Source organism: Nocardiopsis sp. YSL2 (assembly GCF_030555055.1).
Taxonomy (GTDB): domain Bacteria; phylum Actinomycetota; class Actinomycetes; order Streptosporangiales; family Streptosporangiaceae; genus Nocardiopsis.
Genome location: NZ_JAMOAO010000001.1, coordinates 4,953,655 through 4,969,335, shown reverse-complemented (window position 1 = coordinate 4,969,335; position 15,681 = coordinate 4,953,655). Strand labels below are relative to the sequence as shown.

The 15,681-nt window shown below is 71.7% G+C and carries 17 protein-coding genes; 4 read left to right on the top strand and 13 right to left on the bottom strand.

All coding sequences use genetic code 11. The annotated features are described in order from the left end of the window. Nucleotides 1–56: 56 nt before the first annotated feature. The 9 genes from M1P99_RS21935 to M1P99_RS21895 form a co-directional block, all read right to left on the bottom strand. Nucleotides 57–512, bottom strand: a complete 456-nt coding sequence (locus tag M1P99_RS21935) for an HIT family protein (protein WP_304454463.1) — start codon at nt 510–512, stop codon at nt 57–59. 202 nt (nt 513–714) lie between these two features. Further along, nucleotides 715–1,326 (bottom strand): TetR family transcriptional regulator, encoded by a 612-nt coding sequence (locus tag M1P99_RS21930; RefSeq protein ID WP_304454462.1) that lies wholly within the window; start codon nt 1,324–1,326, stop codon nt 715–717. Beyond that, entirely contained in the window at nt 1,323–2,417 is a 1,095-nt protein-coding gene (locus tag M1P99_RS21925; protein ID WP_304454461.1) for a saccharopine dehydrogenase, read from the bottom strand. Before M1P99_RS21925 ends, M1P99_RS21930 begins: the two co-directional genes overlap by 4 nt. A 175-nt stretch (nt 2,418–2,592) precedes the next feature. Continuing rightward, nucleotides 2,593–4,734, bottom strand: coding sequence for a hypothetical protein (locus tag M1P99_RS21920; protein WP_304454460.1), 2,142 nt, complete (start codon nt 4,732–4,734; stop codon nt 2,593–2,595). 249 nt (nt 4,735–4,983) lie between these two features. Continuing rightward, the gene (locus M1P99_RS21915) at nt 4,984–5,955 is read right to left on the bottom strand and encodes an aldo/keto reductase (protein WP_304454459.1); all 972 of its coding nucleotides are present in this window, start codon (nt 5,953–5,955) and stop codon (nt 4,984–4,986) included. After that, nucleotides 5,955–6,383 (bottom strand): MerR family transcriptional regulator, encoded by a 429-nt coding sequence (locus M1P99_RS21910; protein WP_304454458.1) that lies wholly within the window; start codon nt 6,381–6,383, stop codon nt 5,955–5,957. Before M1P99_RS21910 ends, M1P99_RS21915 begins: the two co-directional genes overlap by 1 nt. A 64-nt stretch (nt 6,384–6,447) precedes the next feature. Continuing rightward, the gene (locus M1P99_RS21905) at nt 6,448–7,116 is read right to left on the bottom strand and encodes a TetR/AcrR family transcriptional regulator (protein ID WP_304454457.1); all 669 of its coding nucleotides are present in this window, start codon (nt 7,114–7,116) and stop codon (nt 6,448–6,450) included. A 39-nt stretch (nt 7,117–7,155) separates the two neighbouring features. Beyond that, nucleotides 7,156–7,935, bottom strand: coding sequence for a hypothetical protein (locus M1P99_RS21900; RefSeq protein WP_304454456.1), 780 nt, complete (start codon nt 7,933–7,935; stop codon nt 7,156–7,158). A gap of 25 nt (nt 7,936–7,960) precedes the next feature. Then, nucleotides 7,961–8,479 carry an SRPBCC family protein gene (locus M1P99_RS21895; RefSeq protein WP_304454455.1) on the bottom strand — a complete coding sequence of 173 codons (519 nt, stop codon included), beginning with the start codon at nt 8,477–8,479 and terminating at the stop codon, nt 7,961–7,963. A gap of 57 nt (nt 8,480–8,536) precedes the next feature. On the opposite strand from M1P99_RS21895, the gene M1P99_RS21890 reads away from it, so the two are divergent. Further along, nucleotides 8,537–9,136 carry a TetR/AcrR family transcriptional regulator gene (locus tag M1P99_RS21890; RefSeq protein ID WP_304454454.1) on the top strand — a complete coding sequence of 200 codons (600 nt, stop codon included), beginning with the start codon at nt 8,537–8,539 and terminating at the stop codon, nt 9,134–9,136. Between the two features lie 343 nt (nt 9,137–9,479). Here the strand turns inward: M1P99_RS21890 and M1P99_RS21885 are convergent, their stop codons facing one another. Then, nucleotides 9,480–10,418: a tyrosine-type recombinase/integrase gene (locus tag M1P99_RS21885; RefSeq protein ID WP_304454453.1), complete on the bottom strand. Its 939-nt coding sequence runs from the start codon at nt 10,416–10,418 to the stop codon at nt 9,480–9,482. A 47-nt stretch (nt 10,419–10,465) separates the two neighbouring features. Next, nucleotides 10,466–11,289 (bottom strand): IS5 family transposase gene (locus M1P99_RS21880; protein WP_304455794.1). Its coding sequence is split into 2 segments (ribosomal slippage): nt 10,466–10,972 and nt 10,975–11,289, totalling 822 coding nucleotides; the frame shifts between segments, so codons are not numbered across the junction. A gap of 149 nt (nt 11,290–11,438) precedes the next feature. Between M1P99_RS21880 and M1P99_RS21875 the strand changes: the two genes are divergently transcribed. The 3 genes from M1P99_RS21875 to M1P99_RS21865 are packed head-to-tail and all read left to right on the top strand — an operon-like array spanning nt 11,439 to nt 14,797. Beyond that, the gene (locus M1P99_RS21875; protein WP_304453744.1) at nt 11,439–12,521 is read left to right on the top strand and encodes an IS630 family transposase; all 1,083 of its coding nucleotides are present in this window, start codon (nt 11,439–11,441) and stop codon (nt 12,519–12,521) included. A 55-nt stretch (nt 12,522–12,576) separates the two neighbouring features. Beyond that, a complete protein-coding gene (locus M1P99_RS21870; RefSeq protein ID WP_304454452.1) occupies nt 12,577–13,659 on the top strand; it encodes an IS630 family transposase in 1,083 nt (360 codons plus the stop codon). Nucleotides 13,660–13,714: 55 nt separating this feature from the next. Beyond that, the gene (locus M1P99_RS21865; protein WP_304454452.1) at nt 13,715–14,797 is read left to right on the top strand and encodes an IS630 family transposase; all 1,083 of its coding nucleotides are present in this window, start codon (nt 13,715–13,717) and stop codon (nt 14,795–14,797) included. A 17-nt stretch (nt 14,798–14,814) separates the two neighbouring features. Here the strand turns inward: M1P99_RS21865 and M1P99_RS21860 are convergent, their stop codons facing one another. Further along, complete coding sequence (locus M1P99_RS21860; protein ID WP_304454451.1) at nt 14,815–15,066, bottom strand: hypothetical protein; 252 nt, start codon at nt 15,064–15,066, stop codon at nt 14,815–14,817. An 11-nt stretch (nt 15,067–15,077) separates the two neighbouring features. Beyond that, complete coding sequence (locus M1P99_RS21855; RefSeq protein ID WP_304454450.1) at nt 15,078–15,203, bottom strand: hypothetical protein; 126 nt, start codon at nt 15,201–15,203, stop codon at nt 15,078–15,080. Between the last annotated feature and the right edge of the window lie 478 nt (nt 15,204–15,681).

Below are 15,681 nucleotides of genomic sequence, written 5' to 3'. Positions count from 1 at the left end.
TGGGAGGACCGTGGACGACACGGATCACTCGCGGCTCCTGCCGGTCGTCCCCGTGATCAGGGCAGCAGGGCGCGCAGCCTGGCCGCGTGGCCGTCGAGTTCGGTGCGTTCGGCCTCCTGCCACAGGGCGTGCACCGAGAAGGCGTCGCCCTCATAGCGCGGAAAGACGTGCAGGTGCGCGTGGAAGACCTCCTGGCCGGCCGCCTCGCCGTCGGCCAGGAACAGGTTGACGCCCTCGCAGCGGATCGGTCCGCCGGAACCCCCGTCCGTGTTCCCTGTGTCCAGGGCGTTCCTGCGTAGGGCCTCGCCCACGCGGCGGGCCACGCTCCACAGCCGTCCGCCCAGTTCGTCACCGATCTCGCCCAAACCCACCAGGTGCTCGCGCGGAACCACCAGCACGTGCCCTGGCGTGACCGGGTACAGGTCCATGAACGCCAGCACCAGGTCGTCGGAGTGGACGAGGCTGTGCGCGGCCTCGCCGTCGCGGATCAGACAGAACACGCACGCGCCCATGGAACCTCCGTTGGCCGGGGAGAGCCCAGCGTGGCACGGCATGCGGCGGGCGTCATCCGGTTTTCCCGGCTGCGGCCCGGTCCGAGCCGCCCCCGGCCACCGCACACGGTGGTCCGGGTGGTGGAAGTCCCGAAGAGCGCGGATCAGCCTCCTTCCGTTCCTTCGCGCCTTCGCGCTGAGCGCTCCCACAGGGGCTGGGCCCTCACCGTAGGGTTCTCCGCGGCCGCGTGAGGAGGTCGAGGAGGGTGTCCCGCAGCACCGCATCCGTCTGCGGGGTGCGGCCTCCGGTGATGCCGGAGCGGAAGAGCGAAGCCCCCTCCACCGTCATCACGAAGACCTCGGCGCGGGCTCGCGCCTCGGTCTCGTCCAGTTCCGGAACGTGATGCCGGATGACCGCGGCGACGTGTCCGGCGTACTGGGCGTAGAAGGAACGCACGGCTGCGGTGTCGTCGTCATGCGCCGCCATGGCCCACACTTCCGTGAACAGCCGTACCAGCGGCAGGTCGTCGTGGTCGGCGAGCACACTGCTGATCACCGTGGCGGGGTCGGTCCCGTCATCGGATGGACCGGTGCGGTCGGCGATCCGGGCCAGCGAGGTGGTCAGGGCCCGGTCGAGCAGGGCGGCCAGCAGGTCGGCACGTGTGGGGAAGTAGTGCTGGAGGTGGCCGAGGCGTACCCCGGCCTCGTGGGCGACGGCGCGCAGGGTGAACTGGGCGCCGCCGGAGGCGGCCAGCAGCCGTTCGGCGGTGTCCAGCAGTTCGTTGCGCCGTCGGAGCCCCTTGGCGGTCGCCCCGCCGGAGGAGGCGGCGCTCACGAGGCGGCCCGCCCGGCGGCCGCCCCGACCTGTTCGACGTCGACCCGCACGCCCTGGTCGGCCAGTGTCCGCAGCGCCGCGGATGGATCCGGGTGCTGCTCGGGGAAGACCACGCCCTCGGGCGCGGGTGCCCCGTCGGTGCCCAGCACCCTGAGCAGTCCCAGATATCCGCCGACGGCGGTGAGGTGGCTCTGCCCGGCGGGGTCGGTGACGGTGGCGGTCCGGGCGTCGTCGCCGTGGGCCACGTCGATCCGGAGCCGGGCGGTACCTCCGTCGCCCGGAGAGTAGAGCACCGACCGGCGGGCCGGGGCCCAGCGTTCACCGTCCGCCCAGCGGAAGAAGCCCACGCCGCGCAGGGCCAGGAGCATCCGGGTGGCGGCGGGGGAGCTGAAGCCGAGCCGGGTGGCGGCGGTGGTGGCGCCCAGGGTGAGCGGGAACGTGTACTGCTCGGGTGTGTCGATGCGTGCCACGCGTACCGAGTCGTCGCCGATCCGCACCGTGCGGGCACCGCTCAACGGGGCGGTGAGTCGGCGTCTGCCGTTCTCCACGACTTCGAAGTCGATACCGAGTCGGTCCATGAACTCCACCGAGTCGCTGCCCGCCCGGTCCGACATGTCCCAGCGGACGGCCGTCTCGATCCGCTCGGCCCCGCCCAGCTCCCGGGCGAGCGCGGCGGCGACCAGGCTGGTGACTCCGCCCATCCAGGCGGAGGACAGCAGGACCGGCGCGGTCGTCCGGGCCAGCGCGGCCAGGGTGACCGCCCGCTGCAAGCGGGCCGTCCACCGCGTCACGTCGACCTGGGGTATCCCCGCCGCCATGGCAGCGTGGAGCACTCGGTCGTCCGGATCGTTGACCGCGCTCACCACCGCCCGGACGGCGGCTCGGAACGGAGCGGGAGAGGACAGGTCCCAGGCGCGTGCCTCGCCTCCCAGTTCCTCGGCCAGTGCCCGGCCCCGTTCCGGGCTGCGGCCGGTCAGCAGGACGGGCATACCCCCGGCGGCGGTCATGCGGGCGAGTTGGGCGCCTACCGTCCCGTACCCACCGGTGATGAGGACGGGACCGGCCGGATCGTGCGTCAGTTCGTCAGTCATGGAACTGAATATAGGTCATACGACCTAGAATTGGAATCCGGCGCCCCGAGTGCCGTACGCGGGCGGCCCCGTGCCTCCGGCGTCGACCGCGGCGCACAGGTCAGATCCGTGGGTCCGCGGCACGGCTGGGGCAGCCCCCTCGGCGGCCGCCCGGCCGTGGCGGATGCGCGCGGACTCACCCCCAGGGAAGGGCGCCGAACACGGCGGCGATGAGGTCGGTGGTACCGCGGCCGAAGCGTGCGCCGGCCTCCAGGCCGGTGGCCAGGAGCGCGAGCATGACGAGGGCGACCAGCGCACGCGCGGGCCACCGGCGGGGACGAGGTGCGTCGGGCTCGGCGGGTTCACCGCCCGGGTCGAGCCAGGAGCGGTCCAGGCGGGCGATGTCGCGGCGCAGGTCCTGGACCTCGGTGTGGTACAGGTCGCGTTCCTCGCGGACCTGCTGGAGTTCGGCCCGCTCGGCGCGCACGGCGGCGCGGGCGTCGACGATGTCGATCCGGGCCCCCTCGGGGCCGCGCTTGGCGTGCCAGCGCTCCAGGCGGGACAGGGGCAGGTCCACGTACTGGGTCGGCCAGTTGTCCTCGCCGCCGGACTCGTCGGTGTCGTCCGGCTCCGGTTCGGTCTCGGCGGCGTAGTCGGCCGCCGGCTCGGCGGTCAGCGGGAGCGGAGGCGCCTCGGCCGGGGTGCGGGCGGGCGGGTCGGGGACCGGTGGTTCGTCCGGCGCCTCGTCCGCGGGCGGCGCGGCGGAGATGGTCCACGCCTCCCCCCGCTCCTCGTCGGGTGCCTCGTCGACGGACCGCGAACGGGTCTCGGGCAGGTGGAGTTCGGGGGCGGACCGCGTGTCCCGCGACTCGGGCGCGTCCGCGCTCCCGGCACCGGTGTCGTCCCCGCCGACGGCGGTGCTCCCGGCACGGGTGTCGCCCCCGCCGACGGCGGTTTCCTCCGTTCCGGTGCCGCTCCCGGCTTGGTCGGCCGCACGATCGACCGGCCACAAGGGCTCCGACGCGGCCAGGGTCCGTGTGCCCGTGGCGCTGCGCGGCCGGGCGGCGGCGATGCGCGGGCGCACCGGCCGGGACGGCACTCGGCGCAGGAGGTCGTCGGAGTCCCGGCGGGAGCGGCGGGGGCGGTGGGGGCCCGTCGGGTCCGGTTCCTCGGGGTCCTCCTCCGGTGGTTCCTCGACCTCCAGCAGTTCCGGCAGGTCGTCGATCTCCTCCGGCTCGGGAGCGAGCGCGGCCGCGCCCTGCTCGGGCCGGACCGGGGTTGCGGGCTCATCGTGCTCGGGCGGCCCCGCCGCGTCCGGCTCCGGGAGGGCGGCGACCGGCAGGGGTTCGGGCTCCGGGAGGTCGTCGGGGTCGGCGGCCAGGGGCCGGGCACGGGGGTCGAACCAGTCGCACAGCAGGTCACGGCGGTCGGCGAAGGTCGCCGCCTCGGGCACCCCGCGTTCGCGCAGGTGGGCGGCGAGCGCGTTGCCGCCCTCGTCGAGCAGGACCGTGACCAGGCCCTCGGCCACCCGGCGGAAGTCCGGCGGCACGGGGTTGACGAAGGGGGAGCCGCCGCGGTCGCCCACGGGGGGACCGAAGGCGATGTGCTGGCCGTTGTCCTCGCCCAGGACGGGGTCGTAGGTGGAGAACGACCAGGCCCAGCCGGCCGCGGGGATGGCGCGGGGCGGGGTGAGCACGTCGTGCAGGACGCGGTGCACGCCCCACAGGAAGCGCATCTGGACCGCCTGCCACAGATCGGCCCGTTCGGGCTCCAGCGCGATGTGGACCGGCAGGTCCGGGCGCGCGAGGGCGGCGGCCACCGCCCCGATGAGCAGCGGCTCGCCTCCGACGGCCGTCTCGGCGGCCTTGCGGTCGCGGGTGCGCACGGCTCCCGGGGCGGCGGTGCGCTCCCAGGGCTCCGGCGCTCCCAGGGACCGCATGGTCTCCCATCCGGGGGCGGGAGGCCGGCGGGCGGCCGGGCGGGTGTTGGGGTTCTCGTGCAGGGACAGGACGCGGGGCAGGGTCAGCCCGTAGGAGGGGCCCACGATCGCCCAGGCGTGCGCGTCGCGGACGTCGCCGGGCCAGCGGTAGACCAGGGCGGACTGCCCGTCGGGGTAGTCGTGCGCCCACAGGGTCTCGGGGAAGTCAGCGGGGTCGGTGCCGGGCAGGGCCGAGCGGTAGTCGGCCGTGAGCGCGGGGACGAGGCGGTCGCGCCAGGAGCGCAGGACGGGGTGGTCGCGCTCGGGGAGGGAGGCCGCGGCCGGGCCCGGGCCGGTGCGCCCCAGCAGGGTGGGCTCGGCCCAGGCGAAGTGGATCTGGTGGTACGTGCTGTCGGGCAAGTCGCCCCTCCCCGGGTACGCGGGCCGAGGCGGCGCTGCCGTCCGCCGCCTTGAGGGCGTACCCGGCGGGCACTCCCCCTCGCGTGCGTCGGGGCTGCCTCCGCTGCGCACGCCCTAGGGAAGGTATCCGGTCGAAGCAGGGCGAAAACAGCGGGTTCGTACATACGTGCCCGTCTGGGGTGTTTGCGAAGAACCATGGCCTGCCCCGGCCACGCGCCCCCGGCGCGCGGCCGGCGCGGCCGACGGGACCTACCCGGCGTCGGCCAGGCGCTGCCACTGATCACCGGTGAGCGTGAGGTCGGCGGCCTCGATCGCCTCGTCCAACTGCTCGATGCGGCTCACCCCGACCAGGGGGACGATGCGCGGGTCGCTGTCCATCAGCCAGGCCAGCACCACCTGGTTGCGGGTGGCACCGGTCTCCTTGACGACCTCGTCCAGCGCGGCCAGCCGGGACGCGGTGCCGGGGTGGTCGTAGGCGGGTTCCAGCTCCTTGTCCTCGCGGGTGTAGGCGCCCCACAGCAGGGAGGTGTAGGCGACCACGGTGTGCTCGCGCCCCTCGGCCGCCTCGGCGCGCACGAAGTCGAGCAGCTCCGGGGTGATGTGCATGTGCCCCATCGACTGGAGCGGGATGTCCAGGCGCGGCTGCAGGTAGCTGTACCGGTACTGGAGCAGCCGCGGGCGCGGCCAGGCGTGGTCGGCGGCGATGGCGCGGGCCCGCTCCAGGCGCCAGGTGCGGTGGTTGCTCAGCCCGACCTCGCCCAGAGTGCCCTCGGCCACGAGCTCGGCGAAGGCGCCCATGGTCTCCTCCAGCGGGACCGTGCGGTCCTCCTGGTGGGCGTAGAGGGCGTCGAGCCGGTCCACGCCCAGGCGCTCGCGGCTCCGCTCGGCGGCCAGGGCGACCGTGGCCGCGGAGAGCCCCTCCTTGGTCTCCAGCCCTGTACCTGGCACGGTCGGCTGGGCACCGAGCTTGGTGGCGACGAACACCTCGTCGGTGATGCCGCGTTCGCGGCGCCAGCGGCCGAGGAAGGTCTCACTCTCGTGGCCCTCGAAGCCCTCCACCCAGAACTGGTAGCAGTCGGCGGTGTCCACGAAGGTGCCCCCGGCCTCGACGAAGCGGTCGAGGAGGGCGGCGGAGGTGGCGTCGTCGGTCTCGCTGCCGAACTTCATGGCGCCCAGGCACAGGGCGCTGACGCGGCGGTCGCCGATGGTGGTGTAACGCATCAGAGGGCTTCCTCTACGGGTCGGGAGGTGGTCTCGTCCGGGGTGGGGGCGGCTTCGGCGCCGCCGTCGGCGAGGACGCCGAGGTAGTACTCGATCTTGTGCTGGATCGCCGTCTGGCGGACGCGCAGCTCGGCGATGTGCTCGTCGAGCCGCCGCTGGTGGCTCTGGAGCACCTCGACGCGCTCGGGGATGGTGTGGTCGCCTGCGCGCACGAGTTCGGCGAACTCGCGCAGGCGGGCGATGGGCATGTCCGTGTCGCGCAGGCAGCGGATGAGGTGGAGCAGCTCGGCGTCGTCGGCCCGGTAGCGCCGGTGACCGCTGGGCGCGCGGTCCACCTGGCGCAGCAGCCCCGCCTTCTCGTAGTAGCGCAGGGTGTCCAGAGTGAGGTCGAACCGCTCGGCTATCTGGCCGGGCGTGTAGTAGTCCATGTCCGTAAGCATGGGACCTGGAGCGCACTCCAGGTCAAGTCGTTCGGGTGGGGGATCCGCCGGTTCAGCCGGTGTCGCGGATGGCGCCCACGACCGCGAGGGTGAGGTCGTCGATGATCTCGGCCTCGTCGACCTCGGGGTGCTCCAGCCACCACTCCCCCGCGGCCTGGACCATGCCCACGACCGCGTGGGCGACGATCTGGGCGCGCACGCGCTCGGTGATGCGCCGTTCGGCGACGAGCTGGTCGGCCAGCTCCTCGCCCAGGCGGCGCACCATCATGCCCAGGTCGCTACGGGTGCGGGAGTCCTCGGAGGTGGCCCGGTCCATGAGGAACCGGTACAGGTTGAGGTTCTGCGAGATCATCGACAAGTACGCGCCCACGGTGGCCCGGGCGCGCACGTCGAACTCGGTGTGCTCGTGCAGCTCCGCGCGGATGCGCTCGATGAGGGGGTCCACGTGCCGCCCGGCCAGGGCCCGGTAGAGCCCGCCCTTGTCGCCGAAGTGGCGGTAGAGGATGGGCTTGCTGATGCCCGCCTCGGCGGCGATGGCCAGCATCGAGGCGTCGGGCCCGTCGCGCTGGATCACCCGGTCGGCGGCGTCGAGGATGGCGCGGCGGCGTTCGGGGTCGCGTCCGCGGCCGCCCCGGCCCTTGCGGGGTCGAGGGGAGTCCGGTGCCCCGTGAGGGGCTCCGCTGTCGGTCGGGGCGGTCGCGTGCGAGTTCTCCATGGCCACAAGGGACCACGGTAGCGGTTCCGGCCGGGGACGAGGAGGTCAGCGCCCGATCGTGATCCAGGTGGCCCAGGCCCGGGCGAGCAGGGTCCCGTCCTCGTCGTGGAGGGTGGTGCCGGTGCGCACCTTGCGGCCCTCGATCCCGTGCAGGTGCCCCATCACCACGTGGGTGCGGCCCACGCGGGGCGCCGCGAGGACCTGGGCGGTGAACCGGCCGAGGACGGCGGGGCGGCCGACCACGTCGGAGGACCAGCCGCCGGGGCAGTCCAGTGCGGCCCAGACCTCGTGGAAGGCGGCGCTGCCGAACCCGTCGTCCACCGAGGGGGTCGGTGTCCAGGTGCAGGCCACGGTGCGGCCCACCGCGTCGGGGCCGTGCCCGGGGCGCACCTCCCCGGCGAACAGGCGCAGCCCGTCGCCCTCGGCGCGGTCGGGGCCGCAGCTGTAGCAGCGCGGGAAGGGGTGTTCGACCAGCCCGGGGTAGCGGTCCTCGGCCGCACGGGCCTCGGCCGCCCCGACCGGGCCGCCGGGCACGGCGGGCTCCTCGGGGAGGTCGACCGTCTCCGCCTCCGCGACCAGGTGGCCCTTGTCGGTGAGCGCGGGGTCGGTCAGGCGCAACCCGGAACCGGGCCCGTCCTCGACCGTCAGGGGGTGGTCCAGGGGCGGCGGGGTACGCAGGGTGACCTGCACGGCGGGTCCGCCCACCGTGCTCAGGCGGGCCGCGAGCAGCCCGGCGCTGTAGCCGCCGTTGCCCGAGCCGTCGGGCCCGTTGTAGCCGGTGGGGATGGTGATGGTGGGGGCGCCGTTGCCCGGTTTGAGGTCCATACGCCCAGCGTAGGGTCCGGTCGGGTCACCGGGGCGTCCGGGGCCGTCGCGCCGGGGCGGTCCGGGCCAGGACCGCCCGCAGCAGGCGTACCCGGGCACTCCAGCGCGCGGGCGTGCGCACGCTTCCGTGGAGTGCCTGCTCGGCCCGGTCCAGGGCGTCCTCCAGCAGGGCGTCGTGCAGGGGGCGGAACACCAGGGGCCAGGCCACCAGGGCCGGTCCGTGCGCGCGCATGGCCAGCAGATGTGCCAGAACGGTGCCGCCGGAGGGATCGGGGCGGACGGTGAGCTCGTGGAACCCGTCGAAGCCGCGCGGGGCGCCGAAGCGCAGGCGCACCCAGCGGCCGGGGACGTAGTGCTCCACCGTGTAGCGGACGGGGCCGTGCCCGCCGGAGGCACCGGGGGCGAGGGGGCCGTCCAGGACCATCGCGGGCCAGGACCCGCACGGCCAGAGGCGGTCGTCGTCAGAGGCCAGGGCGTCGAGCAGGGCGCCCACCTCGTCGGGGGAGGCGTTCAGTCGGCGTTCGTGCGTGTTGTACACGGGCATGGCGACTCCATTTTAGAGGGTTCTCTCTAAAACAAAGTAGAGCATAGTCTCCAGAACATGGGAAGACCCGCACGGTTTCGAACCGAGGACCTGGTGACGGCGGCGACCGCCCTGGCGGCGGAGGGCGGTCCGGCCGCGGTGACGATGGCCGCCCTGGCCCGCGCGACCGGTGCGCCCAGCGGATCGCTCTACCACCGCTTCAGCGGGCGCCCCGCCCTGCTGGCGGCCGTGTGGACGCACGCCGTGACCGACTTCCAGGCGGGGTGCCGGCGCACGCTGGCGGCCGACCCCCCGTCGGCAGCCGCCGAGGCGACCGCGCGCCACGTCCTGGCCTGGAGCCGCGCCCGGCCGGACGCCGCCCGGGTCCTGCTGCACCGGCCCGCCGACTTCGACGAGACCCACTGGCCGGAGTCCGACCGGGAGCTGCTGCGCACGGCCAACACCGAGGTCGGCGCACTGTTGACCCGGCTCGCACAAGGACTGCGCGAGCCGGAGGAGACGGCGGAGGCCGCGCTGGAACGCGTCCGGCTGGCCGTGGTCGACCTGCCCCTCGCACTGGTCCGGCGCCACCTGCTCCAGGGGACCGGTGTCCCCGCCGAAGCCGAGGACCTGGCCGCCGACGCGGCCCTGCGCCTGCTGACCCCCCGAACGCCGTAGCGCCCGCTCCGGCGGAGAGCCGGAACGGGCGCGGGGTGCCGTGAAGAGCCGGGAGGAGCGCTGGGGCGCGGTGGATCAGACGGCCTCGGGCAGGGCGGCGGCCACGAGGTCGCGCTCCCTGCGGCCCCCGCCCTGTACAGGACACAGTGGCGCTCCGTGCCCACGCACCGGGCGGCCCCGGCGCCGGGAGGCGCGCACCTCCGTTCCGGTGTCCTCGCCATGACGCACACCCGGCTCAGCGCACGGGAAGGCCCGTGATCTGGCGGCCGATAATGAGCTTCTGGATCTCGCTCGCGCCCTCGAAGATGGTGAAGATGATCGCACCCCCACCAAAACCCGCAGGTCACAACACCACAGGACCCTCAAACGGCAACACACCGGCAACACTCGACCCCTCACCCGTCTCCGGCAAATCCTCGAACGCCGCCTGCATCACCGCACTCGCCTCCGACGCCACCCGCGGCACCATGTGCCCGTAGATCCGATACGTCGTCTCGATCTGCCGATGCCCCAACCACCGCGACACGTGCGTGATGTCGATCCCCCGCGCCAACATCACCGACGCCCACCGATGCCGAAGGTAGTGCGACGTCATGAAGTCCGGCAGGCCGGCCACCTCCACCGCCTTCCGCACATGCGCGTGGTAGGAGTTCCGCACAACCCTGCGGTGCTTCCGGCCCGGCACCACATATCCGTCCTCGTCCGGCAGGAACAACGCGACGTGCTGCCGGTACCGCTCCTGAACGAACACCGGAACCGGCACATCCCGGAACTCGCCCCGCTTCCGCCACTTACACGGGATCACGTTCCCATCCGGGTCCACCTGCTCCTCTACCCGGTACACCGTCCCGCCCTCACGAAATTGGTTGGCGTTGATGGCCAGCGCCTCCCCGATCCGCAGCCCACACCCGTACTGAAACCACGACGGCAACCGCCAGTCCGCAGGGAACCGGTTCACGAACTTCAGGAGCTGGTCGCGGGCCGGATCGATGAGGATCGCCCCCGACACCACCACCGGCAACTCCACCTGCACACACGGCGACTCGGTCACCCGCTTGTTCCGGCGGGCCTCCGCGAAGATCGCAGCGATCGCCACGTACACCCCAGCGATCGTGGACGCCGAGAACAACGGCTCTCCGTGCTCATCCTTCGCCGCCTCCATGTCCGACACCAGGTCCGTGATGTGCTCCCGGGTGACGTCCCGCAACGACGAGCGGTACGTCTTCGCGGACGGCGGCACCTTACGCCACTTCTCCCGGGTTCGATCCTCCGAGCGTCCCAATCCCCTTTCCTGGGTGGTGCGGCACCGGGAACGGGGACCGGTGCCGTCTAGGCACTGTTTTTTGAACGGGTCAGGTCGCGGAGCCAGATCCGGATCGAGGCCACCTGCACGGTCCCGTCGAAGATCGCGGCCCGCTTGTCGTAGCGGGTCGCGACCGCCCGGTTCTGCTTGAGCAGGTTGATCGCCCGCTCCACGGTGTTGCGCTCGCGGTAGGCGACCTGGTCGAAAGCCGGTGGCCTGCCGCCCGCCGACCCTTTGCGCCGGCGGTGTTCACGCTGGTCACGGGGCTGGGCGATGGTCGCTTTGATCTTGCGCTTGCGCAGGTGGTCCCGGTTGGCGCGGCTGGAGTAGGCCTTGTCGCCCAGGCCCCGGTCGGGGCGGGTGCGCGGCCGGCCGGTGCTGCGGGGCAGCCGCAACGATTCCATCAGGGGCTCGAACATGGGGCTGTCCCCGCGCTGGCCCGGGGTCGTGGCCAGTACCAGGGGACGCCTGTGCTGATCGGCGAGCAGGTGGATCTTGGTGGTCAGCCCGCCCCGGGAGCGCCCGAGTGCTTCGCGTCCGTCCGGTTCGTCCCGCGCTGTGTCCCCTTTTTCGCTGCCCCGGCGGCGTGCTGGTGGGCCCGGACGGTGGTGGAGTCGATGCTCGCGATGAGTTCTTCACCGGTGGCCGCGTCGATGCGCAGCCGGTCGGCGATCCTCTGCCAGGTGCCGTCCAGGGACCAGCGGCGGTGGCGTCCGGCGGCGGTCTCCCAGGGGCCGTACCGTTCTGGCAGGTCACGCCAGGGGATCCCGGTGCGGGTGCGGAACAGGATCGCGTTGATGATCTTGCGGTGGTCGGCCCACTTCTTGCCCTTGGGCGCATCGTCGGGCATGAGCGGGGCGAGCAGGGCCCACTCGGCATCGGTGACTTCATGACGTCCAGGCACGTTTACCAAGCCTGCCAGGGCAGACCCTGCTCCGCTCCCACTTCCAAAAAACACGACCTAGTGTTCTGATTGGTTATTTCGTTTATGGTTGCAGGATGAGTGCTCCTGGACCGAAGCTGCCCCCGCTGGAGCTGAGCGACCAAGAACGCGCCGAGCTCCAGCGGTGGGTCAGACGACGCAAGACCGCACAGGACCTGGCCCTGCGGGCCCGGATCGTGCTCGCCTGCGCCGAAGGCCTGTCCAACGCCCAGGTCCGCCGCGCGGTAGGAGTATCGGCGCCCACGGTGACCAAGTGGCGCCAGCGCTTCATCGCGCACCGCTTGGACGGCCTGACCGACGAACCCCGGCCCGGACGGCCGCGCACGATCACCGACGCCCAGGTCGAGGCGGTGGTGGCCGCCACCCTGGAGAGCACACCCGCCCCTGACACCCACTGGTCCACGCGCTCCATGGCCCAGCACACCGGCATGACCCAGAACGCGGTGTGGCGCATCTGGAACGCCTTCGGCCTGCAGCCCCACCGGCGGGAACAGTTCAAGATCTCCACCGACCCGTTCTTCATCGACAAGGTCCGCGACGTCGTCGGCCTCTACCTCGACCCGCCCGAACGGGCGGTGGCGCTGTGCGTGGACGAGAAGTCCCAGATCCAGGCGCTCAACCGCACCCAGCCGGTGCTGCCGATGATGCCCGGCACCCCCGAGCGGGCCACCCATGACTACGTGCGTGCCGGGGTGACCAGCCTGTTCGCCGCGCTGGACACCGCCACAGGGCAGGTGATCACTTCGATCCACCGCCGCCACCGCGCCATCGAGTTCAAGAAGTTCCTGGCCAAGATCGACCGCGAGGTCCCCGCGGACCTGCAGGTGCACCTGGTCCTGGACAACTACGCCACGCACAAGACCCCCGAGATCCAAAGGTGGCTACTGCGCCACCCCCGGTTCCACCTGCACTTCATCCCGACCAGTTCCTCCTGGTTGAACCTGGTCGAGCGGTGGTTCGCCGAGATCACCAACCGGCTGATCCGCCGCGGCACCCACCGCAGCGTCCAGGCCCTGGAGAAGGACATCCGCGCCTGGGCCGCGTCCTGGAACGAGAATCCCCGACCCTATGTGTGGACCAAGACCGCAGAGGAGATCCTCGACAGCATCGCCTCATACTGCCAACGCATCAGCAAGTGAAATAACCAATCAGAACACTAGTGTTCTGATTGGTTATTTCGTTTATGGTTGCAGGATGAGTGCTCCTGGACCGAAGCTGCCCCCGCTGGAGCTGAGCGACCAAGAACGCGCCGAGCTCCAGCGGTGGGTCAGACGACGCAAGACCGCACAGGACCTGGCCCTGCGGGCCCGGATCGTGCTCGCCTGCGCCGAAGGCCTGTCCAACGCCCAGGTCCGCCGCGAGGTAGGAGTATCGGCGCCCACGGTGACCAAGTGGCGCCAGCGCTTCATCGCGCACCGCTTGGACGGCCTGACCGACGAACCCCGGCCCGGACGGCCGCGCACGATCACCGACGCCCAGGTCGAGGCGGTGGTGGCCGCCACCCTGGAGAGCACACCCGCCCCTGACACCCACTGGTCCACGCGCTCCATGGCCCAGCACACCGGCATGACCCAGAACGCGGTGTGGCGCATCTGGAACGCCTTCGGCCTGCAGCCCCACCGGCGGGAACAGTTCAAGATCTCCACCGACCCGTTCTTCATCGACAAGGTCCGCGACGTCGTCGGCCTCTACCTCGACCCGCCCGAACGGGCGGTGGCGCTGTGCGTGGACGAGAAGTCCCAGATCCAGGCGCTCAACCGCACCCAGCCGGTGCTGCCGATGATGCCCGGCACCCCCGAGCGGGCCACCCATGACTACGTGCGTGCCGGGGTGACCAGCCTGTTCGCCGCGCTGGACACCGCCACAGGGCAGGTGATCACTTCGATCCACCGCCGCCACCGCGCCATCGAGTTCAAGAAGTTCCTGGCCAAGATCGACCGCGAGGTCCCCGCGGACCTGCAGGTGCACCTGGTCCTGGACAACTACGCCACGCACAAGACCCCCGAGATCCAAAGGTGGCTACTGCGCCACCCCCGGTTCCACCTGCACTTCATCCCGACCAGTTCCTCCTGGTTGAACCTGGTCGAGCGGTGGTTCGCCGAGATCACCAACCGGCTGATCCGCCGCGGCACCCACCGCAGCGTCCAGGCCCTGGAGAAGGACATCCGCGCCTGGGCCGCGTCCTGGAACGAGAATCCCCGACCCTATGTGTGGACCAAGACCGCAGAGGAGATCCTCGACAGCATCGCCTCATACTGCCAACGCATCAGCAAGTGAAATAACCAATCAGAACACTAGTGTTCTGATTGGTTATTTCGTTTATGGTTGCAGGATGAGTGCTCCTGGACCGAAGCTGCCCCCGCTGGAGCTGAGCGACCAAGAACGCGCCGAGCTCCAGCGGTGGGTCAGACGACGCAAGACCGCACAGGACCTGGCCCTGCGGGCCCGGATCGTGCTCGCCTGCGCCGAAGGCCTGTCCAACGCCCAGGTCCGCCGCGAGGTAGGAGTATCGGCGCCCACGGTGACCAAGTGGCGCCAGCGCTTCATCGCGCACCGCTTGGACGGCCTGACCGACGAACCCCGGCCCGGACGGCCGCGCACGATCACCGACGCCCAGGTCGAGGCGGTGGTGGCCGCCACCCTGGAGAGCACACCCGCCCCTGACACCCACTGGTCCACGCGCTCCATGGCCCAGCACACCGGCATGACCCAGAACGCGGTGTGGCGCATCTGGAACGCCTTCGGCCTGCAGCCCCACCGGCGGGAACAGTTCAAGATCTCCACCGACCCGTTCTTCATCGACAAGGTCCGCGACGTCGTCGGCCTCTACCTCGACCCGCCCGAACGGGCGGTGGCGCTGTGCGTGGACGAGAAGTCCCAGATCCAGGCGCTCAACCGCACCCAGCCGGTGCTGCCGATGATGCCCGGCACCCCCGAGCGGGCCACCCATGACTACGTGCGTGCCGGGGTGACCAGCCTGTTCGCCGCGCTGGACACCGCCACAGGGCAGGTGATCACTTCGATCCACCGCCGCCACCGCGCCATCGAGTTCAAGAAGTTCCTGGCCAAGATCGACCGCGAGGTCCCCGCGGACCTGCAGGTGCACCTGGTCCTGGACAACTACGCCACGCACAAGACCCCCGAGATCCAAAGGTGGCTACTGCGCCACCCCCGGTTCCACCTGCACTTCATCCCGACCAGTTCCTCCTGGTTGAACCTGGTCGAGCGGTGGTTCGCCGAGATCACCAACCGGCTGATCCGCCGCGGCACCCACCGCAGCGTCCAGGCCCTGGAGAAGGACATCCGCGCCTGGGCCGCGTCCTGGAACGAGAATCCCCGACCCTATGTGTGGACCAAGACCGCAGAGGAGATCCTCGACAGCATCGCCTCATACTGCCAACGCATCAGCAAGTGAACTAACCAATCAGAACACTAGGCCGTGGTTTCCGACACCTGCCCGGCCACGACCTGGGTGACGATCTCCCCGTCCGTGGCCGGGCGGCCGATCCGCTGGGAACGGATGGCCCCCGGGGCGGCGTGCAGGGTGACCCGGCCGGCGCCGCCCGATACCTGACGGTCCATGGCGGCGCCACCGGATGTCTGCCAGGGGTGGCCGGTGTCGGTGGCACCCCACCCGTCCACGACGGCCCGGTTGAACGTGTCGCGGATCGTGGTCGTACTCATCGGATCATCACCTACACGGTGACGTCCGCGACCTGGTCCGCGGGGTCACCGAGTTCCACGGCGACGGTCAGCCCGGTCCCATCAGAAACGGACGCTTCGGGGGCGACCACCGCGTTGCCGGTTGTGCCGTCCAGCAAGACCGTCGCGATGATGGCGGTGGCCTGGGTGACCGGGTCAATCGTGAGGACGTAGCCGAGTCGTGGAAGCGGGCGATGGTGCCGCGCAACTCGACCGTCCCGGAGCGCACCCACCGCCACGAGGGGCTGTAGCCGTGAGGCGGGGACAGGTACCGAGAGCGCAGGGTGATGGGCTGCCAGTCGGTGGGGTATTCGGTGTCCGCGACCGTCGCCCAACTGGACCCGGACCACACGAGCACCCGGCCGGTGTCGGTCTCGAAGCACACCATGCCCCGATGCGGGACGGGCGGCCGGTTCGAGGGCAGGCACGGCACCGCCCCGGACGGGGATGTGTATTCGCGGACGCTGGTGTCGACGTCGCCCGGCATGACCACAGAGGAGCCCCCGGCGACGGTGATCACGGCCAGGACCACGTCCCACACCCCGGCGCCCTCACGGGTCGGGGCAGGGGCGGTTCCGGACCCGGCGCTGCCCGGGA